Below are 22,999 nucleotides of genomic sequence, written 5' to 3' on the forward strand. Positions count from 1 at the left end.
TCCTGTCAAGAGCGCCTCACACCGCACGGGCGTGACGAGACGGACCGCAGGGTCTAGAATGTGAGAAAACTGTCTCATTATTCAGGAGGCACGCATGAGCGTGACGGATGCGTTCGACGCCGTCGCCGGCACCTACGACGAGGCCCGGCGCCGGCTCGTGCCCTGCTTCGACGCCTTCTACGGCACCGCCGTCCAGGTGGCCGCGCCGCCACTGCGGGCGGCGCTCGCCGCCGGGCGTACCCCCGAGGTGCTGGACCTGGGCGCGGGCACCGGCCTGCTCTCCCTGCTGCTGTCCGCGGCCGTCCCGGGCGTCCGGCTGACGCTCGTCGACGGCGCCCCCGGCATGCTGGCGGTGGCCGCCGGACACCTGGCCGCCCGGGGCGTGCCGCACCGCACGGTCCACGCCGACCTCGCCGACCCCTTGCCCGCCGGCCGGTACGACGCGGTGGTCTCCGCGCTGGCCGTGCACCACCTGGACGACGACGGCAAGCGGGCGCTCTACCGACGGGCCGCCGACGCGCTGGCCCCCGGCGGGGTGTTCGTCAACGCCGAGCAGGTCGCCGGCCCGACCCCGGCGCTCGACCGACGCTACGACGAGGTGTGGACGGCCCGGATCACCGAGCTGGGCTCGGGCGCCGAGGAGATCGCCGCCTCCCGGGAGCGGATGCGCTACGACCGCCCGGCCACGGTCGCCGACCAGTGCCGCTGGCTCGGCGAGGCCGGACTGGCCGACGTCGACTGCTTCTTCAAGGAGTGGCGCTTCGCGGTCTTCGGCGGCCACCGTCCGCGGTGAGCCGGGTGTCCGGTTCCGCGATCGGCGCGCGCGGGGATGACTGGCGGTCATACCGATGGGTAATCTCCTCGGCATGACCGCCAAGGTGACACTGTCGTTCTCCGACGAGACGATCGAGGAGGCGCGCCGGTTCGCCAAGCGGGAAGGGCTCTCCCTCTCCGCCTGGATGGACCGGGCCGCCCGGGAGAAGGCGCTGCGCGAGGTGTTCACCGCACACGCCGACGCGGTCGGCCGCGCCGGCCTGGACCTGGAATCCGCCGCCCTGGCCGACGCCCAGGAGGCCGGCATGGTCCACGACGCCCTGTTCGGCGGTGGGCGCCCGCGTGCTGCGTAGGGGAGAGGTCTGGCGCATCTCCGGCGCCCGGGAACGGTACGGCCTGGTCATCAGCTCCGACGTCTACAACTCCACCGACGTGCCGATCGTGATCGTGGCCGAGGTGGTCGAGGAGTCGCTGTTGCGCGACTCCCCGCTCGCCGTGCGGATGGGCGGTTTCGTGGTGATGCCCGACCGGCTCTCCTCGCCGATGAAGAAGTGGTTCACCGAGTGCGTGGACGTGGCGGACACCGCGACCATGCAGCGGGTCGCCCGCGCGCTGCGGATCCTCCAGGAGCTGTGACCGTCTCACCACCGCCGGGCGGCGGACGTGCGATCTCCGTATCCGGGCCGACGCGGGTGGGGCACCGGTTGCGAAACCGGCCGTTCCTAGCGTCCCCCTCGTCACCGACGAGGAGGAGTCGCCGTGAGCACGCTCGCTTCCGCCACCACCCCGGTCCCGGCCGTCGCCGACCGACCCGGGCGGATCACCGAATGGCGCCCGGAGGACCCGGCGTTCTGGGCCGCCGGCGGCGCCCGGACCGCCCGCCGCAACCTGTACGTGTCGATCTTCGCCGAACACGTCGGCTTCTCGGTGTGGAGCCTCTGGTCGGTGACCGTGCTCTTCCTCGGCCCGGAGTACGGCATCGACCCGGCCGGGAAGTTCCTGCTCACCGCCGTGCCGGCCGCGCTGGGCGCGGTGCTGCGGCTGCCGTACACGCTGGCCGTGGCCCGGTTCGGCGGCCGTAACTGGACCATCGTCAGCGCGTTGCTGCTGCTGGTGCCGGCGGTGCCGATGACGATCCTGATCGAGCCCGGGGTGTCGTACGCCACGCTGATGGTGCTGGCCTGCCTGTCCGGCGTGGGCGGCGGCAACTTCGCCTCCTCGATGGCGAACATCAACCTGTTCTTCCCGGACCGCCTCAAGGGTCGGGCGCTGGGGCTCAACGCCGGCGGCGGGAACCTGGGCGTGCCGGCGGTGCAGCTCGTCGGGCTGGCGGTGCTCGGCACCGCCGGGGCCGCGTACCCCCGGTTGGTGCCGGCGGTCTACCTGCCGCTGATCGTGCTCGCCGCGCTGGCCGCGGCGCGGTGGCTGGACAACGTGCCGGGGGCGCGCAACGAGCCGGGCGCGCTGCGTGCGGCGGCCCGCGACCCGCACACCTGGGTGATGTCGCTGCTGTACGTGGGCACGTTCGGCTCGTTCATCGGCTTCGGGTTCGCCTTCGGCCAGGTGCTCCAGCTCCAGTTCCACGACCGGTTCCCCACCCCGGTCGACGCGGCCTGGCTGACCTTCCTCGGGCCGCTGGTCGGCTCGCTGGTCCGGCCGGTCGGGGGTCAGCTCGCCGACCGGCTCGGTGGGGCCCGGGTCACGTTCTGGAACTTCGTGGCGATGGCCGGCGGCGCGGCGCTGGTGCTGTACGCCGCCCGGGACCGGTCGTTCCCGCTCTACCTGGCCGGTTTCCTGGCGCTGTTCGTGTTCTCCGGGATCGGCAACGGCTCCACCTACAAGATGATCCCGGCGATCTTCCGGGTCCGGGCCGCGGCCGAGGCGCGGCGGACCGGCGACCCGGAGGCGGCGCAGCGCCGGGCCCGACGCCGCTCCGGCGCGCTGATCGGCATCGCCGGGGCGGTCGGCGCGTCCGGCGGGGTGCTGGTGAACGTGGCGTTCCGGCAGTCGTTCCTGGCCTCCGGCACCGCCGACGCGGCCTACCTGGCCTTCATCGGCTGGTACGCGCTGTGCTTCCTGGTGACCTGGGCGGTCTACCTGCGGCCGGGACCACGTACGCTGCACGGAGTGTGAGCGGAGTCATGGCCGCGCGCGGGGTGACCCCGTTTTGACCTGCCGCCCGGCGGCCCGGTATCGTTGCCTGCTGTTGTACGACATTCTTAGGCGTGCCGCATCAGGTACGCTTGGTCGTTCGTGCGCGCTGGTTCGACTGGGAAGCCCCGGTTACCTCGGCGCGCGACCCCAGACCGACGACGAGACAAGGTAGACCTGTGCGTACGTACAGCCCGAAGCCGGGTGAGATCGAGCGTCAGTGGCACGTCATCGACGCCTCTGACGTCGTGCTGGGCCGCCTGGCGACCCACGCCGCCACGCTGCTGCGTGGCAAGCACAAGCCGACTTTCGCGCCGCACGTCGACACGGGCGACTTCGTCGTCATCGTGAACGCGGGCAAGGTCGCGCTGACCGGCAACAAGCGTCAGACCAAGGTTGCTTACCGCCACTCCGGCTACCCGGGTGGCCTGAAGCGGGTCGGCTACGACGAGCTGCTCACCAAGCGGCCCGAGCGGGCCGTCGAGCTGGCCGTGAAGGGCATGCTCCCGCACAACAAGCTGGGCCGTCAGATTCTCAAGAAGCTGAAGGTCTACGCCGGTGCCGAGCACCCGCACGGCGCGCAGCAGCCGGCGCCGTTCGAGATCAAGCAGATCGCGCAGTGAGCGCGGGCGAAGGAAGCAGCATGACCGACATCACCGAGACCGAGGTCGCCCCCGAGGCCACCGAGGCGCCGGCGCCCGTCGCGCGCGCGCCCCGCGGTGACCGCCCGATCCAGACCGTGGGCCGTCGCAAGGAAGCCATCGTCCGGGTCCGGATCATCCCGGGCAGCGGCAAGATCACCTGCAACGGCCGCGACCTCGAGGCCTACTTCCCGAGCAAGGTGCACCAGCAGCTCATCAAGGACCCGCTGGTCACCGCCGAGAAGCCCGAGGCGTTCGACGTGATCGCCAACCTGCGTGGCGGCGGCACCACCGGCCAGGCCGGCGCGCTGCGGCTCGCCATCGCCCGGGCGCTGATCGTCAACGAGCCCGACGACCGCCCGGCCCTGAAGAAGGCCGGCTTCCTGACCCGTGACGCCCGGGTCAAGGAGAGCAAGAAGTACGGCCTCAAGAAGGCCCGCAAGGCTCCTCAGTACTCGAAGCGCTGATCACCCTCAGCGTCTTGTACTTCTGACGGACGGCCGGGTCCGCCTCCCTTCTGCGGGGGCGGCCCGGCCGTTCCGCGTTTCTCTCCTCGACGGCACGGAGGTTGGCGGGTATGGGCCGGTTGTTCGGCACGGACGGCGTACGCGGGCGGGCGAACGCGGATCTCACCCCGGAGTTGGCGCTGGCGGTCGCGGTGGCCGCGGCCCACACACTGGCCGAGACGGACCGGAGCCATCCGCCGCTGGCCGTGGTGGGCCGGGACACCCGGGCCAGCGGCGAGATGCTGGAGGCGGCCGTGGTCGCCGGCCTGACCAGCGCGGGCGCCAACGTGGTCCGGGTCGGCGTGCTGCCCACCCCGGCGGTGGCGTTCCTCACCGCCGAGATCAAGGCCGACCTCGGCGTCATGCTCTCCGCCTCGCACAACCCGATGCCGGACAACGGCATCAAGCTCTTCGCGGCCGGCGGGCACAAGCTGCCCGACGAGATCGAGATGCGGATCGAGGCGGCCGTCGAGGCGAACGCCACCACCGCCTGGGAGCGTCCGATCGGCGCCGGCGTGGGCCGGGTCAACGACCTGCTCGACGGCGCCGACCACTACGTGCAGCACCTGGTCGGCACCGTGCCGCACCGCCTCGACGGGATCAAGGTCGTGGTCGACTGCGCCAACGGCGCGGCGGCCGACGTGGCCCCGGTCGCCTACCGGGAGGCCGGCGCCGAGGTCATCGCCATCCACGCCGAGCCGGACGGGCTCAACATCAACGACGAGTGCGGCTCCAACCACATCGACGCGCTGCGCGCCGCCGTGGTCGAGCACGGCGCGCACCTCGGCCTCGCCCACGACGGCGACGCCGACCGGTGCGTCGCGGTCACCGCCGACGGCGTGGAGGTCGACGGCGACCAGGTCATGGCGATCCTCGCCCTGGCCATGCGCGAGGCCGGCGAGCTGACCCAGGACACCCTGGTCGCCACCGTGATGAGCAACCTCGGCCTGCGGCTGGCCATGTCCGCGCACGGCATCCGGCTGGTCGAGACCAAGGTCGGCGACCGGTACGTGCTGGAGGAGCTGCGCGCCTCCGGCCTGGCGCTGGGCGGCGAGCAGAGCGGCCACATCGTGCTGCCCGCGTACGCCACCACCGGCGACGGTGTGCTCACCGGCCTGCACCTGATGGCCCGGATGGCGGCCACCGGCACCTCCCTGGCCGAGCTGGCCGCCGTGGTCACCAAGCTGCCCCAGGTGCTGATCAACGTGCCGGTCGGCGACCGTACCGTCGGCGCCGCCGCGCCGGCCGTGCGCGCCGAGGTCGAGCGGGCCGAGGCGGAGCTGGGCGAGACCGGCCGGGTGCTGCTCCGCCCGTCCGGCACCGAGCCGCTGGTGCGGGTCATGGTCGAGGCGGCCACCGAGGCCACCGCGCGCGAGGTCGCCGAGCGCATCGCCGGGCACGTCCGGACCGCAAGCCCGGTCGGCTGAGCGGGCCCGCCGGCGGTGTGCCGGCGGTCAGAGTCGCAGGCGGGAGGCCCGGTCGAACGTGTCGGCCGGGTCTTCGCCGTCGGTGAGGTCGACGTCCTCGACGATCCGGCCGTCGCCCAGCCGGATCAGCCGGTCGCAGCGGGCGGCGATGGCCCGTTCGTGCGTGGCCAGCAGGATCGTCATGCCGTGCCGCTCGCGCAGCTCCAGCAGCAGGTCGAGGATCTGCGCACCGGTGGTGGAGTCCAGGTTGCCGGTGGGCTCGTCGGCCAGCAGCAGTCGGGGCCGGCCCATCAGCGCCCGCGCGATGGCGACCCGCTGCTGCTGGCCGCCGGAGAGCTGGGCCGGCAGGGCCCGTTCCCGGTCGGCCAGGCCGACGGCGGCCAGCAGCTCGCGGGCCCGGGCCTGGTGGTCGGCCCGGCCGGGGCGGGGCAGCACCGGCGCGATCACGTTGTCCAGCACGGTCAGCGCCGGCAGCAGGTGGTAGCGCTGGAAGACGAAACCGACCCGTTGCCGGTAGCGGGCCAGCGCGGCCCGGCGCAGCGCGGTGATCTCCACGTCGTCCACGGTGAGGCTGCCCCGGTCGGCCCGTTCGATCGCGCCGATCAGGTGCAGCAGCGTCGACTTGCCCGAGCCGCTCGGCCCGGTCAGCGCGGTCACCGAACCGCCCGCGATCTCCAGCGACACCCCGTTGACGGCGGTGAGCCGCTCGGTGCCGGACCGGAACTCACGGACCAGCCCGTCCGTGCGTACGGTGCTTCCGGTGGTCGGGTCCATGGTCACTCCTCGGCGAGCAGTCGGGCGGTGGGCAGGCGGCGGAGCAGGCCGGCCGGTACGAGCGCCGCGAGGCAGGTGACCAGCACCCCGGCGGCGGCGACCACCGCGGCCACGGCCACCAGCGCGGCCGGCACGTCGCCGACGAGCCAGGCCGCGCCGCCGAGGCCGAGGCCGGCGCCGGTGAGCGCGCCGAGCCCGCCGAGGAACAGGGCCTGGTAGCCGATCAGACGGCCGAGCGCGCCGTCGGTCCAGCCGGTGGCCCGCAGGGTGGCCAGCTCGGTGGCCCGGTCGCGGACGTCGAGGTAGACGACGTCGGCGACGGCGGCGGCGCCGAGCAGCACGGTGGCCACGGCGGCCAGGGTGTCCGCGCCGCGCACGCTCAACGACACGGTGTCGCCGAGCAGGCTGCCGACGACGGCCCCGCGGAAGGCGAAGGAGACGGCGCCGACCAGGGTGAGCGCGGCCACGCCGATGGCGAGCGCGGCGGCGCCGAGCAGGGTGCGCCCGGGCACGCGGGCCAGGTTGACCAGGGCCATCCCGGCGACGGTCCGGGTCCGGCGGGCCCGCAGGGCACCGGACACCGGCGGGCGCAGGGCGGCGGCCGGGTGGGCGCGCGCCGCCCGCAGCGCCGGCGCCAGGCCCGCGACCAGCGCCAGCAGCAGGGCCACCGGTACGGCGAGCAGGGCCCGCCCCCAGTCGACGCCGATGTCGAGGGCGTGGCCGAGTGGCACGGCGAGGCCGACGGCGAGCAGCCCGGCGACCAGCCCCAGCGCGGCGACCTCGCCGAGGACGAGCGCGCCGATGCGACGGGCCGGCCAGCCGAGGCAGGCCAGCACGGCCAGTTCGGCGCGGCGGTCCCGGACGGCGGCGGTGACCGCGTTGCCGAGGAAGAGCGCGCAGACCACCAGCACCAGCGCGAACAGCACGGCGCTCTTGCGGTCGACCGCCCGGGTGATGACCGAGGCGACGCCGAGGGCGGACCAGTTCTCGGTCAACCGCAGGTCGGGGCGGCCGAAGGTGCCGGCGGGCAGCTCGACGGTCTGCGGGGCGGGGGAGGAGCCGAGCGTGATGTCCACGTCGAGGCCGGTGGTGGTGGCGATCCGCTCGGCGATCAGCCGGACCCGCTCGGCGGCGCGCTCACGGTAGCCGTCCACGCCGGCGACCCGGACCCGGATCGCGCTGATCGGCGCGGCCCGTTGCGGGCTGCTGCCGCCCTTGAGCAGCTCGGGCACGGCGGCGAGCGTGGTCAGCAACAGTGGTGGCGCGGTGAGGTAGCCGGCCGGGTTGCCGCTGGGCTCCAGCGGCTCGCCGCCCAGCGCGGCGCGGCTGGCGTCGTCGGCGCCCGCGGCGCGCGGTGGCTCGTACGTCTCCAGCGGCACCTTGCCCAGGTCGCTGAACCCGGCCAGCTTCTCCGGGTCGAAGGAGCCCACCGAGCGCCAGCCCCGCACGTCGGCGAGGGACCGGCCGGACGACGGCAGCCCGAGCGCGGCCAGCGGCCGGAACGGCGTGTCGGCGGTGAGCCAGGGGCGGGGGATGGCGATGGCGCGGTCGTTGCCGGCGTACACCTGGGGGTTCGCCTCGGCCGGCCGCGCCCGGAGGCTGCCGTCGGGCTGGCGGTCGTAGCTGGTCCGGCCGGGCTGCACCACCCGGGCGAGCTGGCCCGCGCAGCAGTCCGGCTGACCGGCGAGCTGTGCCTGGTACGCGGCGGCGATCCGCTGGTCGGCGCCGCCCACCCGGGTGGTCGGGGCACCGCGCAGCACCCGGCCGAGGTCCTCCGGCGCGACGTCGCCGAGACCGCCCCGCGGGGTGATCCGGTGCCAGGTGGTGCGGACCGTGCCGTCCAGGTAGGGCCGCGCGCTGACCAGCACCGGAACGGTGTGCACCCGGGTGCCCGGGGTCCGTCGCGTCCGCATCGTGTCGGTCCGGTCCAGCGGCCGGCCGCTGACGACGGACCCGGCCAGGCCGACCAGTCGCTGTTCGGCGTCCGGGTCGACGGCCGCGAGCAGGAACGGCACGGTCACCTTCGGCCGGACCACGAGCCGGTCGGACCGCCGGCTCGACGGTGAGCCGGGGGCGGGGCCCTCGAACCGTCCGTCGGGCAGCAGCCGGACCGCCTCGACCGACCAGACCTGCCGGTCGGTGAGAGTGTTCATGGCCGGGGCGAGGTACCAGCGCGGGTCGCAGACGGGCGCGCTGCGCCCCGGTGACAGCACCTCCCGGGGCACGTCGCCGCAGAGCTGCGAGTCGTAGCTGCGGCCGTCGCTGTACGGGATCGCGTCGGCGCGGAAGCCGAGGTCGGTGCGGGCGTAGAGCAGCGGACGCGTGGTGACGTAGACGTAGATCGGTTGCGCGACGGCGCGGCTCGACCCGCGTTCGGCGAGGAACGTGCGGTCGACCCGGATCACCTGCCGCTCCAGCGAGCGGTCCACCGCGGCGGTCAGGTCGAGCGGCAGCTCGACCTCGGTGGTGGAGTGACCCAGCATGGCGATCGGGGCCGCGACGTCCACCCCGTCGACCGCCTTGACCTGGTCGTACTGGGCGGTGGTGATGCCGCCGTAGGTGCCGGAGAGGTAGTTGGGCCGGACCAGTCCGCGCTCCGCCTCCAGCGGGGTGCGCGTGCCCTTCGGCCGGACCAGGATGTCGTAGGCGGCGCGGGTGTTCCGCTCGACGGCGCCGGTGACAGCGAGCCGGGACGTGGTGGTGGCCCCGGTGAGGACGACGAAGCCGGTGGTGGCGACCAGCGCGCCGAGCAGCAGTGCGACCGACCGTCCGGCGCGACCGCGCAGTTGACCCCAGATGAACCCGACCATGGCGCCTCCCCGTGTGCTGAGCACACTGTGCGCGATACATTGTGACAATGCAAGGCCCCGCCCGGGTGCCTGTCCCGATCCGGATCGGAGAAGACGGTGGCGATCCAGCACGCGGTCCTCGCCCTGCTCGCCCGCGGGCCCAGCTACGGCTACGAGTTGAAGAGCGCGTTCGAGACGGCGGTCGGGCCGCAGTGGGGCCCGCTCAACATCGGCCACCTCTACCAGATCCTCGACCGGCTCTCCCGCGACGGACTGGTGGTCGCCGAACGACAGCCCCAACCGGTCAAGCCCGACCGGGTGGTCTACGAGATCACCGACGACGGCCGCGCCGAACTCGACCGCTGGCTGACCGCGCCCAGCCCGCGCAGCGGCGGCTTCCGGGACGACTTCTTCCTCAAGGTGACCGCCGCCGCCCGGTCCGGCAGGCCCGACGTGGTGCGTGGCGTGCTGACCAACCAGCGCGGCCACCTCATGCGCGAGCTGCGCAACCTCGACGGGCTGCGGCGCGGCGCCGACGACCCGGTGGTCCGGCTGCTGCTCTCGGCCGCCGGCCGGCACGTCGAGGCCGACCTGGCCTTCGTCGACGACGCCGAGGCGGCGCTGCTCGCCGACGGCGGCGCCACGCTCGCCGGCCTCGCCGCCTCGGCCACCCCCGCCGTCGAGCCCCCGGTGACCGGACCCGACGCGGCCCGCGCCGCCGGCTGAGCCGCCGCCCCGCTCCGGCGGCGCGCGGGCGCCGCGATCAGGGCAGGCGGCGCAGGAAGCGGTCGGCCAGCTCGCGTACGCCGTCGGCATCCAGCTCCAGCGCCGGCCCGGCGATCGTCACCTCCGCCAGCGCCAGACCCGGCACCTCACTGTCCCGCCAGCCGCCGACGAACCAGGCCCGCTCCTGTTCGGCGAGCGCGACGTTCGCCGCGTCGAGCACAGACGCCGGATACGGCAGCCAGAACCGGAACTGGTGGGTGTGCGGCGGGGCCGGATGGACCCGGGCGCCGGGCAGCGCCGCCAGCGTCTCGGCCACCACCTTCGCGTGCCCCACGTAGCCGGCCAGCCGGGGCAGCTCCCGCTCCAGCCCGGCCAGCGCGGCGAGCGCCACCGGCCACTGCTGGAACAGCGTGCCGCCGTGCCGGTGCCGCCAGGCGCGGGCGAACCGGACCAGCTCCTCGTCGCCGGCCAGCACCGCGCCGGAGTGGCCGCCGAGCGACTTGTAGAGCGAGACGTACGTGCTGTCGGCCAGCGCCGCGATCTCGGCCGTCGAGTAGCCCAGATGGACCGTCGACTCCCAGAGCCGGGCACCGTCGAGGTGCACCCGGGCGCCCCGCGCCCGCGCCGCCGCGACCACGGCGACCAGCTCGTCCCAGGTCGGCAGCACGAACCCGGCGTCGCGCAGCGGCAACTCCAGGCAGAGCGTGCCGATCGGCTCGTCGAGCGCGGCCACCTCGGCGGCCGTCGGGTTGCGCGGCGCGGTCGTGGTGCGCACCGCCCGCACGCCGGTGAGCAGCGCGTACGCGTCCCGCTCGTGCAGCAGCGGGTGGCTGAGCGGGTGCAGGCCCACACCGGGGCGGCCGGTCAGCTCCGCGCCGTACCGCATGGCGACCTGCTGGGCCATCGTGCCGGACGGGAACAGCGCGGCGGCCTCCGCGCCGAGCAGCTCGGCGACCCGCGCCTCCAGCTCCGCCACCGCCCCGCCCTCACCGTAGAAGTCGGGCAGGTCGTCACCGGCCACCGCGGCCAGCGCGGCCACCTGCTCCCGCACCGTCGCCGGGCGTACGCCGGAGAGCATCGTCCCGCAGCCGCGCTGGGCGGCCAGCCGGCGCAGCCGCTCGGCGTACCCGTCGCTCATCGGTCCTCCCGGAGCCGGCCCAGCCGGGTCACCGCCTCGGCGAGCACCTCCGGTCGCTTGCAGAACGCGAACCGGACCAGCCGGCGGCCCGCCGCCACGTCGTCGTAGAAGACCTGCGTGGGCACCGCCACCACCCCGCACCGCTCCGGCAGGGCCCGGCAGAACTCCACCCCGTCCCGGCCGCCGAGCGGGGAGACGTCGGCGGTGACGAAGTAGGTGCCGTCCGGCGCCAGCACGCCGAACCCGGCGTCGGCGAGCCCGGCGACCAACTGGTCCCGCCGGCGTTGCAGGTCGTCACGGAACCCGGTGAAGTATGCGTCCGGCAGCCCGAGCGCCACCGCCACCGCCGGTTGCAGCGGGCCCGCGTTGACGAACGTGAGGAACTGCTTCACCCGCAGCACGGCGGCGACCAGCGACGCTGGGCCGCTCACCCAGCCGACCTTCCAGCCGGTGCAGGAGAACGTCTTGCCGGCCGAGGAGACCCGCAGGGTCCGCGCCCGCATGCCGGGCAGCGTGGCCAGCGGCACGTGCGGCGCGGCGGCGTCGGTGAACACCAGGTGCTCGTAGACCTCGTCGGTCACCGCGTACGCGTCGTGCTCCTGGCACAGCGCGGCGACCAGGGCCAGCTCGTCGGCGGTGCAGACCTTCCCGGTCGGGTTGTGCGGCGAGTTCAGCAGCACCAGCCGGGTCCGCGGTCCGAACGCCGCGCGCAGCTCCGCCGGGTCGAAGGCGTACCGGCCGTCCGCGCCGGGGCGCAGCGTCACCGGGCGGCGCACCGCGCCGGCCAACGCGATCGAGGCCGCGTACGAGTCGTAGTACGGCTCGAAGCAGACCACCTCGTCACCCGGCTCGCAGAGCGCGAGGATGCTCGCCGCGATCGCCTCGGTGGCGCCGGCGGTCACCACGATCTCGCCGTCCGGGTCGTACTCCAGGTTCCAGAACCGGCGCTGGTGGGCCGCCACGGCCGCGCGCAGCGCGGGGATCCCCGGGCCCGGCGGGTACTGGTTGTGGCCGGTGCGCAGCGCCTCGGCGGCGGCGGCCAGCATCTCCGGCGGGCCGTCCGTGTCCGGGAAGCCCTGCCCCAGGTTGACCGCGCCGGTGCGCACGGCCAGCGCGGACATCTCGGCGAAGATGGTGGTGCCGAACGGCCGCATCCGGGCCACCAGCGGATCGGTCGTCGTCACGGCGGCCAGCCTACGGCCCGGCGCCGACGCCGCAAGCCCACTACCCACCCGTCTGCGGCGTCACCATCCGAAGCAGGTCGCTATCCAGTCCGTCGCGGTCGACTCCTGGGAGACGACCTTTCCGTCGATGGTGATCCGGCAGGTCACCCCGTCGCGTTGTTGGTTGTCGGCCACGGCGACGATCTGCACCTGTTTCCGGTCGTTGGCGGTGAACGTCAGCCGCCACGGTGGCTTCATCCTGTCGACGTGGACGAAGTCGCCATTGGCGTCGTAGAAGTCAACATTGGCTGCTCCCGTGCCGGTGACCTCGTAGACCACTCTGAACCGGCCGGGCCCGCCCGAGGGGGTGGTGGCCGGCGCGGCCTGCGCCGGAGTGGTCGGTGCCGGAGCGGCCGGCGTCAGAGTCGGCTCGTCGGGGCCGTAGACGTAGGGCTCGTCGTAGGGCTCACCGGATGAGGTCACCCCGTTGACGAAGCCGCCGAGCGCTCCCAGGCCGACGCAGCCGCAGAAGGCCAGCACCACCGCGACCACGACGGTGATCACCAGCCCGAGCACCCAACCCCTGCTCGACCGGCGCGGCACCCCGCCGGGATACGCGTACGGCGGCGGGTAGGGCCCCGGCGGGTACGGGCCGGCGGGGTACGGCGGCGGCGGGTACGGCCCGGCGGGATACGGCCCGGCCGGTTGCGACCCGCGTGGATACGACCCGCCCGGGTGGGACGCGGGTGGGTACGGCCCGGTCGGGTACGGCCCGGTCGGGTACGGCCCGGTCGGGGAGGGCCGGCGGCCAGCCCGGCGCGTCCGGTCCGGCGGGTCCGTCGGTCGGGCGGGATCGACCCGTGGCGTCGAGGTCGTCGGGTGCGGCCGGCCGGACGGCCGGGTGGCCGGTCCCGCCCGGCCGGTCGGCGTCCGACGGGGTGGGCGGGCCGGTCGGGGTGGGCGGGCCGGTCGGGTCGCTGCCGGGCGGTGCCCACGGGCTCGGCTCCGAGGGCGTCCAGGGTGCGGGCGGCGTCCAGGGCTGCGGCGCGGCCAGCGGATCCGGCGGCGTCCAGGCAGCGGGCTCCCCGGCGGCCGGTGCCACGGTCGGGTCCGCCGGGCCGGGGGTCGGCTCGGGGAGGGGTCGTCTCGGACATCGGCTCAGCTCACAGGGGTACGGCGCGGACGACGCGGAGGGGGCGAGGCGGGCCCTCAATGTAGGGGCTCACCGCCATCCGCGCGCCCCCGCGGTTCCGCCGGTCGGGCCGCTCGGCCGAGATCTTGGTACGGAACGGCCGCCGGAGGGGCACTTTCGTACCAAGATCTCCGAGGTTCTCGCGATGTGGATGGGTGATCCCGATTGGTGGTGGGTGTCGGGTAGGGGCGTGCGCGGGGGGTGCGTGTTTTGTCCGGTGGGTGAGCTGGGGCGACCGGTTCGCTCATGGCCGGTGATCGTAAACCGGCCTTCCGCGCACGCGCGATGAGCGAAACTGGGCTAGGCTGCGGACCATGTGTGGAATCGTGGGTTACGCCGGTGCGCGCCCGGCGCTCGGCATCGTGCTCGACGGACTTCGGCGGCTGGAATACCGCGGCTACGACTCGGCCGGCGTGGCCGTCGTCTGCGACGACGAACTGCTGATCGAGAAGAAGGCCGGCAAGCTGGCCAACCTGGAGAAGGTGCTCTCCGAGCGGGCCGCCGACAACCCCGAGGACTGCGCCGCCAGCCCGATCGGCATCGGCGACGGCACCACCGGCATCGGCCACACCCGTTGGGCCACGCACGGCGGCCCGACCGACCGCAACGCCCACCCGCACCTCTCCCCGGACGGCCGGGTCGCGGTGATCCACAACGGCATCATCGAGAACTTCGCGAAGCTGCGCACCGAGCTGGAGAACGAGGGCGTCGAGTTCGCCTCCGACACCGACACCGAGTGCGCCGCCCACCTGATCGCCCGCGCGCTGGCCGACCTGCGCTCCGCCGGTGAGGCCGACAGCCCGAAGCTGCTCGCCTCCGCGATGCGGGTCGTCTGCGAGCGGCTCGAAGGCGCGTTCACGTTGCTCGCGGTGGACGCCGCCATCCCCGGCGCGGTGGTCGGCGCCCGGCGCAACTCGCCGCTGGTGGTGGGCCGGGGCGACGGCGAGAACTACCTCGCCAGCGACGTGGCCGCGTTCATCGAGCACACCCGGGACGCCGTCGAGCTGGGCCAGGACCAGATCGTCCTGATCACGCCGGACAGCATCGAGATCACCGACTTCGCCGGCCAGCCCGCGAGCGGCAAGGACTTCCACATCGACTGGGACTCGTCGGCCGCCGAGAAGGGTGGCTACGACTGGTTCATGCTCAAGGAGATCGAGGAGCAGCCGCAGGCCATCGCCGACACGCTGCTCGGCCGGCTCACCGAGAGCGGCGAGATCGCGCTCGACGAGGTCCGCCTCAGCGAGCAGGACCTGCGCGACGTCGACAAGATCTTCATCGTCGCCTGCGGCACCTCCTACCACGCCGGGCTGGTCGCCAAGTACGCCATCGAGCACTGGACCCGGATCCCCTGCGAGGTGGAGCTGGCCAGCGAGTTCCGCTACCGCGACCCGGTGCTCGACCGGTCCACCCTGATCGTGGTGATCTCGCAGTCCGGCGAGACCATGGACACGCTGATGGCGCTGCGGCACGCCAAGGAGCAGAAGGCCCGCGTGCTGGCCATCTGCAACACCAACGGCTCGACCATCCCGCGCGAGTCCGACGCGGTGCTCTACACCCACGGCGGCCCGGAGATCGCGGTCGCCTCCACCAAGGCGTTCCTCACCCAGGTCGTCGCCTGCTATCTGATCGGCCTGCACCTGGCCCAGGTGCGCGGCATCAAGTTCGCCGACGAGGTGGGCGCGGTGGTGTCCCAGCTCCAGGAGATGCCGGCCAAGCTGCGCGAGCTGCTGGACCGGATCGAGCCGGTCCGCGAGCTCGGCCGTGAGCTGAAGTCCGAGCCGACCGTGCTGTTCATCGGCCGGCACGTGGGCTACCCGGTGGCGCTGGAGGGCGCGCTGAAGCTCAAGGAGCTGGCGTACATGCACGCCGAGGGCTTCGCCGCCGGCGAACTGAAGCACGGCCCGATCTCGCTGATCGACAAGGGCACGCCGGTGATCTGCATCGTGCCGTCGCCGGTGGGCCGGGGCATGCTGCACGACAAGGTCGTCTCCAACATCCAGGAGGTGCGCGCCCGCGGCGCCCGCACCATCGTGATCGCGGAGGAGGGCGACGAGGCGGTGGTCCGCTACGCCGACCACCTGATCTACGTGCCGCGTACGCCGACGCTGCTGGCGCCGCTGGTGACCACCGTGCCGCTCCAGGTGCTCGCCGCCGAGATCGCCGCGGCCCGCGGGCACGACGTCGACCAGCCGCGGAACCTCGCCAAGTCGGTCACCGTCGAGTAGCCCCGACCCGCGCCACGGCCCCCTCCACCGCAGCACGGAGGGGGCCGTGGTCGTCTCCCGGCGGCTCACCGGCCCAGCACGATCCGGGCCATCCCGTCCAGCGCCGGGTTGTCCGCGTCCCAGTAACCGGCGTGGCCGCGCCGCGCGCTCGGGAAGCGCCGCCCGCCGAAGCCGGGCGTGCTCGGGTCCGCGCCGAACCAGAGCCGGTCGGCGTGCGGATCCAGCACGGCCAGCGCCGGGCCGAGCGGCGTACCGGCCAGCACGGTGCGGCGGGCCAGCTCGTCCGGATCGCGGGCCAGCCGGATCACGTCGTCCGGCGCGGTCGACGCCCAGACCTGTCCGGCCGGCATCCGCAGCTCGGTGGCGTGGTCGACGCCGACCCCGGGTGACCCGACGAAGACCAGCGCGTCGGCGCCCAGCCCGTGGTCCCGGGCGGCGGTGCCCACCACCAGCGAGCCGTAGCTGTGCCCGAGCACCGTCTGCCGGGCCGGCGGCCCCTCGTGGGTGGCCCGCAGCCCCTCCTGGAACCGGTGCAGGGCCGGCCCGGCGTCCTCGGCCTGCCGGGCCCCGGTCGCCTCGGGGAGGAAGTCCGGCGCGTCGTAGTCGAGCCAGAGCACCGCCGCGGTCTCCTCGCCTGGCCCGATCGCCGCGCACCGCGCCAGCACCCGCGCGGCCCGGCCCAGCTCGGCGGGCGCGTCGGCGAGATCGGCGGTCATGCCGGGCACGTAGGTCAGCACCGCGCCGGACCGGTCCGGGTTGCCCAGCGCCACCACCGCCCGCCCGTCCCCGCCGGGGTCGAACCCCAGCAGGTATGCCCGCGGCGCGCCGGTCGCGGCGAGCCGCTCGCCCAACCCGTCAAGGCCGCGCAGCGCCGCCTCCACCCGGGCCAGCCGGGCGCGCCGGGTCACCTCCAGCGGGCCGGCCGGCAGCGGGTGCCGCAGCGCCGACCGACGGGCCAGCAACTCCTCCCGCCGGTCGGCGAGCAGCAGCCGGTTGGCCTGGTCGCGGGCGCCCGCCGGCACGCCGTCGAGCCGACCGACGCGGCCCGGCTCGTGCCCGACCAGCCACCGCCGCTCGGCCGGGCTCAGCCCGGCCCACCAACGGCTCACCTCGGCCGGCCCGGCGCCGGGTCCCGGACGCCGGGCGGGCGGAACGCTGACCCAGCCGGTCAGCGCCGCCGTGGCCAGCTCGCCGAGCCGGCCGGCCGCCTCGCGGTCCGCCGCGCCGGCCAGCGCCAGCGCGCCACGGATCCCGGCCTGTGCCCGGACCACCGCCGGGCCGGCCCGGTCGGCGGGTCGAGTCGGGTCGGCCCGGACCGCCCCGGTGCGGTCCACCGCCAGGCCGCCGGTCTCGGCCCGGGTCACCTCGGCGCCGAGCCGGGCCTTCGCCACGCCCACCCGGGCGGCGAACTCGGCGAGCGTCTGGTCCACCTCGAACAGGGCGGGCAGCACGTCGGTGAGCGCGGCGCGCAGCTCGCCGATCCGCCGCCGGGCGGCCGTCGAGGCGGTGCCGGACCACCCCGGCCGGAGCGCGCCGGCGTGGGCGCTCAGCCCGTCGGCCCGCCGGCGCACCGGGTCGGCGAGCCCGCGCCAGGCCGCGCCGGTGGCGAGCCAGGCCCCCGGATCGGCCCGCCAGAGCTGCGCGTAGCCGACCGGGCCGGCGGCGGTCGGCCGCGACCGCCCGCCGCCGGTCATCGCGTGGTCCCGGCGAGGCGGCGGGCGGCCCGCTCGTCCACCGCCTCGTAGCCCTCCGCGCCGCTGCGCAGCGCCTCGGCGGTGGCCGCCACCCGGCCCGCGAGCGCGCCGGACCAGCGCCGCACCGCGGCCTCCAGCTCGTCCAGCGCCGCACCGGCCCGCCACCCGTCCGGCGGCGGCCCCACCGGGCCGGGCGCCCCGCCCGGTCCGTGGGCCAGCCGGTACGCGTCGTCGGCCAGCTCCCGGGCCACCGCGCGCAGCAGCTCCGGATCGACGGCGAACGGCTCCTCGACCATCACGACCTCCCCACCCCGCCGGCCCCACCGGCCGGTCCCGGACAGCGGGGACGTTAGGGGCGGCGGAACCGTCCGCGTGGGCCCCTGTGGACAACGTCGCCGGTTGTCCACAGGCGCGGTCGGTGGCCGGCCCGGGAGCCGGCGCGCCGGTAGGGTGAGGTGGTGATCGTGGCCGATCCGGCCGGCGGCGGCGAACGGGGCGGGATGGCATGAGACCGGTGTGGCGGGTCGCGGACGTGCGCGCGGCGGAGGCAGGGCTGATGGCCACCCTGCCGCCCGGGGCGCTGATGCAACGGGCCGCGGCCGGGCTGGCCCGCCGGTGCGCGCTGCTGCTGGCCGACCGGGGCGGCGTCTACGGCGCCCGCGTGCTGGTGCTGGTCGGCTCCGGCGACAACGGCGGCGACGCCCTCTACGCGGCCGCCCGCCTGGCCGGCCGGGGCGCGGCCGTCGACGCCCTGCTCCTCACCCCCGGGCGGGCGCACGCCGAGGGTCTGGCCGCGCTGCGCGCCGCCGGCGGGCGGGTGGTCGAGCGGCCGGCCGGCGTGGTCGACCTGGTGCTCGACGGCATCGTGGGCATCGGCGGCACCGGCGGGTTGCGGGAGACCGCCGACCAGCTCGCCGCGAGCCTGGCCGGTCGCCTCGGCCGCGACGGCGCCCGGGCCACCGTGGTCGCGGTGGACGTGCCCAGTGGCGTCGCGGTGGACACCGGCCACGTCCCGCTGACCGAGGCCGGGCGGCCCGGCGCGGTCCGGGCCGACGTGACGGTGGCCTTCGGCGCGCTCAAGCCGGCCCTGGTGGTCGGCCCGGCCGCCGAGCTGGCCGGGCAGGTCGACCTGGTCGACATCGGGCTCACGCCGTGGTTGCGCGGCTCGCCGGCGCTGCGCGTGACCGAGTGGTCCGACCTGGTCGACTGGTGGCCGGCGCTCGGCGCCTCGTCGGAGAAATACTCCCGGGGCGTGGTCGGGGTGGCCACCGGTTCGGCGACCTACCCGGGCGCCGCGGTGCTCTCGGTCGGCGGCGCGCTGGCCGGCCCCACCGGCCTGGTGCGCTACGCCGGCGGCGCGCGGGCCGAGGTGGTGCACCAGCATCCGTCGGTGATCGCCACCGGGCGGGTCGCGGACGCCGGCCGGGTGCAGGCCTGGGTGTGCGGCTCGGGGCTGGGCACCGGTGACGAGTCCGCCGCCGAGCTGCGCGCGGTGCTGGCCGCGCCGGTGCCGGTGGTGCTCGACGCCGACGCGCTGACGCTGCTGGTCGACGGCAAGCTCGCCGACCGGCTGCGCGGGCGCGACGCCCCGATCGTGGTGACCCCGCACGACCGGGAGTTCGCCCGGCTCTGCGGCGAGACGCCGGGCGAGGACCGGGTCGCCGCGGCGCTGCGGCTGGCCGCCTGGATGAACGCGGTGGTGCTGCTCAAGGGCGACCGGACGATCGTCGGCACGCCCGACGGCCGGGCCTACGTCAACCCGACCGGCACCCCGGCGCTGGCCACCGGGGGCACCGGCGACGTGCTGGCCGGGCTGCTCGGCTCGCTGCTCGCCGCCGGGCTGGCTCCGGAGCGGGCGGCCGCCGCGGCGGCGTACCTGCACGGGTTGGCCGGGCGGGAGGCGGCGCGCGGCGGTCCGGTGACCGCGCCCGACGTGGCCGCCGCGTTGCGTCCGGTGCTGGCCCGTCTGGGCTGATCCGGGCCCGGCCGGCGGGGCGGGCCGGGCGCTCACGGCCACGATGATCACCCGCGGAAGTAGGCTGGGGGCATGTGGCAGTCGGAGGTGCGTGTCGATCTCGACGCGATCCGGGAGAACGTGGCCCGGCTCAAGGCCGGCACCAGCGCCGAGCTGATGGCGGTGGTGAAGGCCGACGGTTACGGGCACGGCATGGTGCCGGCGGCCCGCGCGGCGCTCGACGCCGGGGCGGACCAGCTCGGCGTCTGCACCCTCGACGAGGCGCTCCGGCTGCGCCAGGAGGGGATCACCGCCCCGGTGCTGGCGTGGCTGCTCGATCCGGGCCTGCCGCTGCACGACGGGATCACGGTCGGGGTCGACCTCGGCTGCGCCAGCCTGACCCAGCTCGACGAGATGATCGAGGCGAGCCGCCGGGCGGGTCGTCCAGCCCGGCTGCACCTCAAGATCGACACCGGGCTGTCCCGGGGCGGCGCCACGGTCGCCGACTGGCCGGCGCTGTTGGAGGCCGCCGCGAAGGCCCAGGCCGACGGCCTGGTCGAGGTGGTCGGCGTGTGGAGCCACTTCGTGTACGCGGACTCACCCGGCCACCCCACGACGGACCGCCAGCTCGCGATCTTCCACGAGGGGCTGGAGATGGTGACACGGGCCGGCCTGCGGCCCCGGTACCGGCACCTGGCCAACTCGGCGGCCACGCTGACCCGGCCGGACACCCACTTCGACCTGGTCCGTCCCGGGATCGCGGTCTACGGGCTGTCACCGATCGAGGGTGAGCGGTTCGGGCTGCGCCCGGCGATGACCGCCCGGGCCCGGGTGATGCTGACCAAGCGGGTCCCGGCCGGCACCGGCGTCTCCTACGGCCACACCTACCTCACCGACGCCGAGAGCAACCTGGCCGTGGTGCCGCTCGGCTACGCCGACGGGGTGCCCCGGCACGCCTCGAACACCGGCCCGGTGCTGCTCGCCGGTGAGCGGCGGACCATCTCCGGCCGCGTCTGCATGGACCAGTTCGTGGTCGACTGCGGCGACGACGAGGTGGCCGCCGGTGACGTGGCGACGCTGTTCGGCAGCGGCGCGGACGGCGAGCCCACCGCCGACGACTGGGCGGAGGCGGTCGGCACCATCAACTACGAGATCGTCACCCGGTTCGGCGGCGTGCGGGTGCCGCGCGTCTACGACGGCGAGCGGGCATGAGTCCCCGGGTGCCGCGTCCACGGGGTGCCGCCGGCAAGGTCGCCGGGCTGGTCGGCGCCGCCGTCGGGGTGGCCGCCGCCGGGCTCGCGGCGGGCGTGGTCAGCGAGCGGGTGCTGGTCCGCCGGCTCAAGAACGACCCCGCCGACCGGTACGCCCACGAGGTCTTCGGCCAGCAGCGCTACGACGAGGCGTACCTGCTGGAGATGCCGGACGGCACCGACATCCACGTGGAGGTGGTCGAGCCGACCCGGCCGGTCCCCGGGCATCCGACCGTGGTGCTGGTGCACGGCTTCTGCCTGGACATGGGGACGTTCCACTTCCAGCGCCGGATGCTCGCCGAGCGGGGCGACTACCGGGTGGTGGCGTACGACCAGCCGGGGCACGGCCGGTCCGGCCGGCTGGAGACCGGCGAGTACGACCTGACCGCGCTGGGCCGCACGTTGCGCCGGGTGCTCGACGAGGTGGCCCCGGAGGGGCCGCTGGTGCTGGTCGGGCACTCGATGGGCGGCATGACGATCATGGCGCTGGCCGAGTTGTATCCGGAGCTGTTCGGCGACCGGGTGGTCGGCACCGTACTGATGGCCACCTCGGGCGGCCTGGCGGCGGAGACGAAGCTGGTGGCGCCCGCCCTGCTCGGCCGGGTCGGCGCGCCGGTGCTCTACATGATGAGCAACGCCACCCGGTACGGCGGCACGGTGATCGACAAGGCTCGCAAGTCGACCTCGAACGTGGCCTGGCTGCTCACCCGCAGGTACGGCTTCGGCACCCCGAAGCCCAGCCCGGCCCTGGTGTCGTACGTGGAGATGATGAACTCCCGCACCTCGGCCGACACGGTCACCCGCTACCTGCGGACGCTGGCCACCCACTCCCGGTTCCCGGCGCTCGCCGCGCTGGCCGGCACGCCGGTGCTGGTGATCGTGGGGGACAAGGACATGATCACGCCGGTGACCCACTCGGAGGAGATCGTCCGGCGGCTGCCGGAGGCCGAGTTCGTGAAGATCCACGACAGCGGGCACGTGGTGATGCTGGAGCACGCCGACGAGGTCAACGCGGCGCTGGAGCGGTTCCTGGAGTCGGTGACCGGGTGACCGTGGTGGTGGAGTTGAAGACCGTCGACGACACCCACGGGTTCGGCCGGCGGCTGGCCGGCGTGCTGCGCGCCGGGGACCTGCTGCTGCTCAGCGGCCCGCTGGGCGCGGGCAAGACCGCGTTGACCCAGGGCGTCGGCGCCGGTCTCGGCGTACGCGGCGCCATCACCTCGCCGACCTTCGTCATCGCCCGGGTGCACCGACCGGATCCGGCGCGGGGCGGCCGGGTGACGCTGGTGCACGCCGACGCGTACCGCCTGGGGGAGTCCGCCGACCCGCGGGCCGAGATCGACGACCTCGACCTGGACGCCTCGGTGGACGAGGCGGTCACCGTGGTGGAGTGGGGCGAGGGGATGGTCGAGCAGTTGGTCGACGCCCACCTGCGGGTACGCATCGACCGGCGGGACGACGACACCCGGGTGGTGACGCTGGAACCGGTCGGCGGCGACTGGGCGGCCCGGCTGGCCACCCTCGACTGAGCGCTGTCGTACCCGCTGCCTAGAGTCCCGGGGACGACTGCGAAAGGTTGCCGATGCCCGACGACGCCCCCGCCCTCGACCTGCTGGCCCTCCTGCCCGAGCCGTGGCGGGAGGCGCTGACCCCGCACCTCGACCCGGCCCGCACCGCGGCGCTGGCCGAGTTCGTCGCCGGGGAATACGCGACCGCCACGGTCTTCCCGCCGCTGGCGGACCTGTTCTCCGCCTACCGGCTGTGCGGGCCGGCGGAGACGCGGGTGCTCATCCTCGGGCAGGATCCCTACCACAAGGCCGGGCAGGCGCACGGGTTGAGCTTCAGCGTGCGCGAGGGCGTGTCGGTGCCGCCGTCGCTGCGCAACGTCTTCAAGGAGTTGGAGGCGGATCTGGGCGTGCCGAAGCCGCGCAGCGGCAACCTGGACGGTTGGGCGGCCCAGGGCGTGCTGCTGCTCAACTCGGTGCTCACGGTCCGCCAGGCCACGCCCGGCTCGCACGCCAACCGGGGCTGGGAGGAGTTCACCGACGCCACCATCAAGGCGCTCGACGCGCTCGACCAGCGGGTGGTCTTCCTGCTCTGGGGCGGCTACGCGCGCAAGAAGGCGGCGCTGGTCACCAATCCGCGGCACGTGGTGCTGGAGGCCGGGCACCCCAGCCCGATGAACCCGAAGGGCTTCCTCGGCAGCCGGCCGTTCAGCGCGGCCGACAAGGCGCTGGCCGACGCGGGCCTCCCACCGGTCGACTGGTCCCGCTCAGCCGGCTGACCCGCCGGTTCCGGCCGTCGTGTCGAGGGCTGCGTCCAGGTGGTCGTCCAACGGCTCGACCTCGATCCGGAGCTGGCGGTCGAGCGCGGTGAGCAGGCGCTCCGCGGTGGTCAGGCTGGGCAGCCGGTCGCCTCGCTCGATGCGGGCGACGGCGGCCTGGCTCAGCCCGGCGCGGGCGGCCAGCGCCTGCTGGGTGAGTCCGGCCCGTTCGCGTTCGTGCCGCAGGGTGTGGGCGAACTGCCGGACCAGGCGACTCTCCGTCATCCCCGCAGAATGGCAGTCCACTCGCGGGCGATATGCCGCTGAGT

General features: G+C 75.0%; 22 protein-coding genes. 14 read left to right on the forward strand and 8 right to left on the reverse strand.

The window, feature by feature from the left end; all coding sequences use genetic code 11:
• The first annotated feature begins 94 nt into the window (after positions 1-94).
• From H1D33_RS28325 to glmM, 7 genes are all read left to right on the forward strand, one after another.
• Positions 95-793, forward strand: a complete 699-nt coding sequence (locus H1D33_RS28325; protein WP_181570299.1) for a class I SAM-dependent methyltransferase — start codon at positions 95-97, stop codon at positions 791-793.
• Positions 794-866: 73 nt separating this feature from the next.
• Complete coding sequence (locus H1D33_RS28330) at positions 867-1,127, forward strand: DUF6364 family protein (RefSeq protein ID WP_181570298.1); 261 nt, start codon at positions 867-869, stop codon at positions 1,125-1,127.
• On the forward strand, positions 1,105-1,410 hold the full coding sequence (locus tag H1D33_RS28335; RefSeq protein WP_181570297.1) for a type II toxin-antitoxin system PemK/MazF family toxin: 306 nt from the start codon (positions 1,105-1,107) through the stop codon (positions 1,408-1,410). Before H1D33_RS28330 ends, H1D33_RS28335 begins: the two co-directional genes overlap by 23 nt.
• A 123-nt stretch (positions 1,411-1,533) precedes the next feature.
• Positions 1,534-2,907, forward strand: coding sequence for an MFS transporter (locus tag H1D33_RS28340; RefSeq protein WP_181570296.1), 1,374 nt, complete (start codon positions 1,534-1,536; stop codon positions 2,905-2,907).
• Positions 2,908-3,104: 197 nt separating this feature from the next.
• Positions 3,105-3,548 carry a 50S ribosomal protein L13 gene (gene rplM / locus H1D33_RS28345; RefSeq protein ID WP_091065920.1) on the forward strand — a complete coding sequence of 148 codons (444 nt, stop codon included), beginning with the start codon at positions 3,105-3,107 and terminating at the stop codon, positions 3,546-3,548.
• Between the two features lie 20 nt (positions 3,549-3,568).
• On the forward strand, positions 3,569-4,033 hold the full coding sequence (gene rpsI, locus H1D33_RS28350) for a 30S ribosomal protein S9 (protein ID WP_089155217.1): 465 nt from the start codon (positions 3,569-3,571) through the stop codon (positions 4,031-4,033).
• Positions 4,034-4,143: 110 nt separating this feature from the next.
• Positions 4,144-5,499, forward strand: a complete 1,356-nt coding sequence (gene glmM, locus H1D33_RS28355) for a phosphoglucosamine mutase (RefSeq protein ID WP_181570295.1) — start codon at positions 4,144-4,146, stop codon at positions 5,497-5,499.
• A gap of 27 nt (positions 5,500-5,526) precedes the next feature.
• On the opposite strand, the gene H1D33_RS28360 is transcribed toward glmM, so the two are convergent.
• Positions 5,527-6,273: an ABC transporter ATP-binding protein gene (locus tag H1D33_RS28360; protein ID WP_181570294.1), complete on the reverse strand. Its 747-nt coding sequence runs from the start codon at positions 6,271-6,273 to the stop codon at positions 5,527-5,529.
• Positions 6,274-6,275: 2 nt separating this feature from the next.
• A complete protein-coding gene (locus tag H1D33_RS28365; RefSeq protein ID WP_181570293.1) occupies positions 6,276-9,083 on the reverse strand; it encodes an ABC transporter permease in 2,808 nt (935 codons plus the stop codon).
• Positions 9,084-9,179: 96 nt separating this feature from the next.
• Between H1D33_RS28365 and H1D33_RS28370 the strand changes: the two genes are divergently transcribed.
• Positions 9,180-9,788: a PadR family transcriptional regulator gene (locus H1D33_RS28370; RefSeq protein WP_181570292.1), complete on the forward strand. Its 609-nt coding sequence runs from the start codon at positions 9,180-9,182 to the stop codon at positions 9,786-9,788.
• Positions 9,789-9,825: 37 nt separating this feature from the next.
• On the opposite strand, the gene H1D33_RS28375 is transcribed toward H1D33_RS28370, so the two are convergent.
• The 3 genes from H1D33_RS28375 to H1D33_RS28385 are packed head-to-tail and all read right to left on the reverse strand — an operon-like array spanning position 9,826 to position 12,665.
• Positions 9,826-10,926, reverse strand: a complete 1,101-nt coding sequence (locus H1D33_RS28375) for a threonine aldolase family protein (RefSeq protein WP_181570291.1) — start codon at positions 10,924-10,926, stop codon at positions 9,826-9,828.
• On the reverse strand, positions 10,923-12,110 hold the full coding sequence (locus H1D33_RS28380; RefSeq protein WP_181570290.1) for a pyridoxal phosphate-dependent aminotransferase: 1,188 nt from the start codon (positions 12,108-12,110) through the stop codon (positions 10,923-10,925). The genes H1D33_RS28375 and H1D33_RS28380 overlap by 4 nt, the downstream gene beginning before the upstream one ends.
• A 60-nt stretch (positions 12,111-12,170) precedes the next feature.
• A complete protein-coding gene (locus H1D33_RS28385; protein ID WP_246411820.1) occupies positions 12,171-12,665 on the reverse strand; it encodes an MmpS family transport accessory protein in 495 nt (164 codons plus the stop codon).
• Positions 12,666-13,595: 930 nt separating this feature from the next.
• Between H1D33_RS28385 and glmS the strand changes: the two genes are divergently transcribed.
• Positions 13,596-15,509 (forward strand): glutamine--fructose-6-phosphate transaminase (isomerizing), encoded by a 1,914-nt coding sequence (glmS, locus tag H1D33_RS28390; RefSeq protein ID WP_181570289.1) that lies wholly within the window; start codon positions 13,596-13,598, stop codon positions 15,507-15,509.
• Between the two features lie 65 nt (positions 15,510-15,574).
• Here glmS and H1D33_RS28395 read toward each other — a convergent pair whose 3' ends face one another.
• Both H1D33_RS28395 and H1D33_RS28400 read right to left on the reverse strand, forming a co-directional pair.
• The gene (locus tag H1D33_RS28395) at positions 15,575-17,203 is read right to left on the reverse strand and encodes an alpha/beta hydrolase (protein ID WP_181570288.1); all 1,629 of its coding nucleotides are present in this window, start codon (positions 17,201-17,203) and stop codon (positions 15,575-15,577) included.
• Positions 17,200-17,499: a hypothetical protein gene (locus H1D33_RS28400; protein WP_181570287.1), complete on the reverse strand. Its 300-nt coding sequence runs from the start codon at positions 17,497-17,499 to the stop codon at positions 17,200-17,202. Before H1D33_RS28400 ends, H1D33_RS28395 begins: the two co-directional genes overlap by 4 nt.
• Positions 17,500-17,708: 209 nt before the next feature.
• Here H1D33_RS28400 and H1D33_RS28405 point away from each other — a divergent pair, with 209 nt between their 5' ends.
• From H1D33_RS28405 to ung, 5 genes are all read left to right on the forward strand, one after another.
• Positions 17,709-19,178: an NAD(P)H-hydrate dehydratase gene (locus H1D33_RS28405; RefSeq protein WP_181570286.1), complete on the forward strand. Its 1,470-nt coding sequence runs from the start codon at positions 17,709-17,711 to the stop codon at positions 19,176-19,178.
• Between the two features lie 72 nt (positions 19,179-19,250).
• Positions 19,251-20,369 (forward strand): alanine racemase, encoded by a 1,119-nt coding sequence (gene alr / locus H1D33_RS28410; RefSeq protein ID WP_181570285.1) that lies wholly within the window; start codon positions 19,251-19,253, stop codon positions 20,367-20,369.
• Positions 20,366-21,457, forward strand: coding sequence for an alpha/beta fold hydrolase (locus tag H1D33_RS28415; RefSeq protein ID WP_181570284.1), 1,092 nt, complete (start codon positions 20,366-20,368; stop codon positions 21,455-21,457). The genes alr and H1D33_RS28415 overlap by 4 nt, the downstream gene beginning before the upstream one ends.
• A complete protein-coding gene (gene tsaE, locus H1D33_RS28420) occupies positions 21,454-21,936 on the forward strand; it encodes a tRNA (adenosine(37)-N6)-threonylcarbamoyltransferase complex ATPase subunit type 1 TsaE (protein WP_181570283.1) in 483 nt (160 codons plus the stop codon). Before H1D33_RS28415 ends, tsaE begins: the two co-directional genes overlap by 4 nt.
• 53 nt (positions 21,937-21,989) lie before the next feature.
• On the forward strand, positions 21,990-22,691 hold the full coding sequence (gene ung, locus H1D33_RS28425) for a uracil-DNA glycosylase (RefSeq protein ID WP_181570282.1): 702 nt from the start codon (positions 21,990-21,992) through the stop codon (positions 22,689-22,691).
• Here ung and H1D33_RS28430 read toward each other — a convergent pair.
• Positions 22,680-22,955, reverse strand: a complete 276-nt coding sequence (locus H1D33_RS28430; RefSeq protein WP_246411818.1) for a helix-turn-helix transcriptional regulator — start codon at positions 22,953-22,955, stop codon at positions 22,680-22,682. The genes ung and H1D33_RS28430 overlap by 12 nt on opposite strands.
• Positions 22,956-22,999: the final 44 nt, after the last annotated feature.

The organism is Micromonospora ferruginea, assembly GCF_013694245.2.
Taxonomy (GTDB): domain Bacteria; phylum Actinomycetota; class Actinomycetes; order Mycobacteriales; family Micromonosporaceae; genus Micromonospora; species Micromonospora robiginosa.

Excerpts from the sequence above, each read along its gene's own strand:
- H1D33_RS28325 (WP_181570299.1), top strand. The coding sequence starts at position 95 with ATGAGCGTGACGGATGCGTTCGACGCCGTCGCCGGCACCTACGACGAG.
- H1D33_RS28405 (WP_181570286.1), top strand. The coding sequence starts at position 17,709 with ATGAGACCGGTGTGGCGGGTCGCGGACGTGCGCGCGGCGGAGGCAGGG.
- H1D33_RS28330 (WP_181570298.1), top strand. The coding sequence starts at position 867 with ATGACCGCCAAGGTGACACTGTCGTTCTCCGACGAGACGATCGAGGAG.
- H1D33_RS28365 (WP_181570293.1), bottom strand. The coding sequence starts at position 9,083 with ATGGTCGGGTTCATCTGGGGTCAACTGCGCGGTCGCGCCGGACGGTCG.
- H1D33_RS28430 (WP_246411818.1), bottom strand. The coding sequence starts at position 22,955 with ATGACGGAGAGTCGCCTGGTCCGGCAGTTCGCCCACACCCTGCGGCAC.
- H1D33_RS28400 (WP_181570287.1), bottom strand. The coding sequence starts at position 17,499 with ATGGTCGAGGAGCCGTTCGCCGTCGATCCGGAGCTGCTGCGCGCGGTG.
- alr (WP_181570285.1), top strand. The coding sequence starts at position 19,251 with ATGTGGCAGTCGGAGGTGCGTGTCGATCTCGACGCGATCCGGGAGAAC.
- rpsI (WP_089155217.1), top strand. The coding sequence starts at position 3,569 with ATGACCGACATCACCGAGACCGAGGTCGCCCCCGAGGCCACCGAGGCG.
- H1D33_RS28415 (WP_181570284.1), top strand. The coding sequence starts at position 20,366 with ATGAGTCCCCGGGTGCCGCGTCCACGGGGTGCCGCCGGCAAGGTCGCC.
- glmM (WP_181570295.1), top strand. The coding sequence starts at position 4,144 with ATGGGCCGGTTGTTCGGCACGGACGGCGTACGCGGGCGGGCGAACGCG.
- H1D33_RS28395 (WP_181570288.1), bottom strand. The coding sequence starts at position 17,203 with ATGACCGGCGGCGGGCGGTCGCGGCCGACCGCCGCCGGCCCGGTCGGC.
- glmS (WP_181570289.1), top strand. The coding sequence starts at position 13,596 with ATGTGTGGAATCGTGGGTTACGCCGGTGCGCGCCCGGCGCTCGGCATC.
- H1D33_RS28360 (WP_181570294.1), bottom strand. The coding sequence starts at position 6,273 with ATGGACCCGACCACCGGAAGCACCGTACGCACGGACGGGCTGGTCCGT.
- H1D33_RS28375 (WP_181570291.1), bottom strand. The coding sequence starts at position 10,926 with ATGAGCGACGGGTACGCCGAGCGGCTGCGCCGGCTGGCCGCCCAGCGC.
- ung (WP_181570282.1), top strand. The coding sequence starts at position 21,990 with ATGCCCGACGACGCCCCCGCCCTCGACCTGCTGGCCCTCCTGCCCGAG.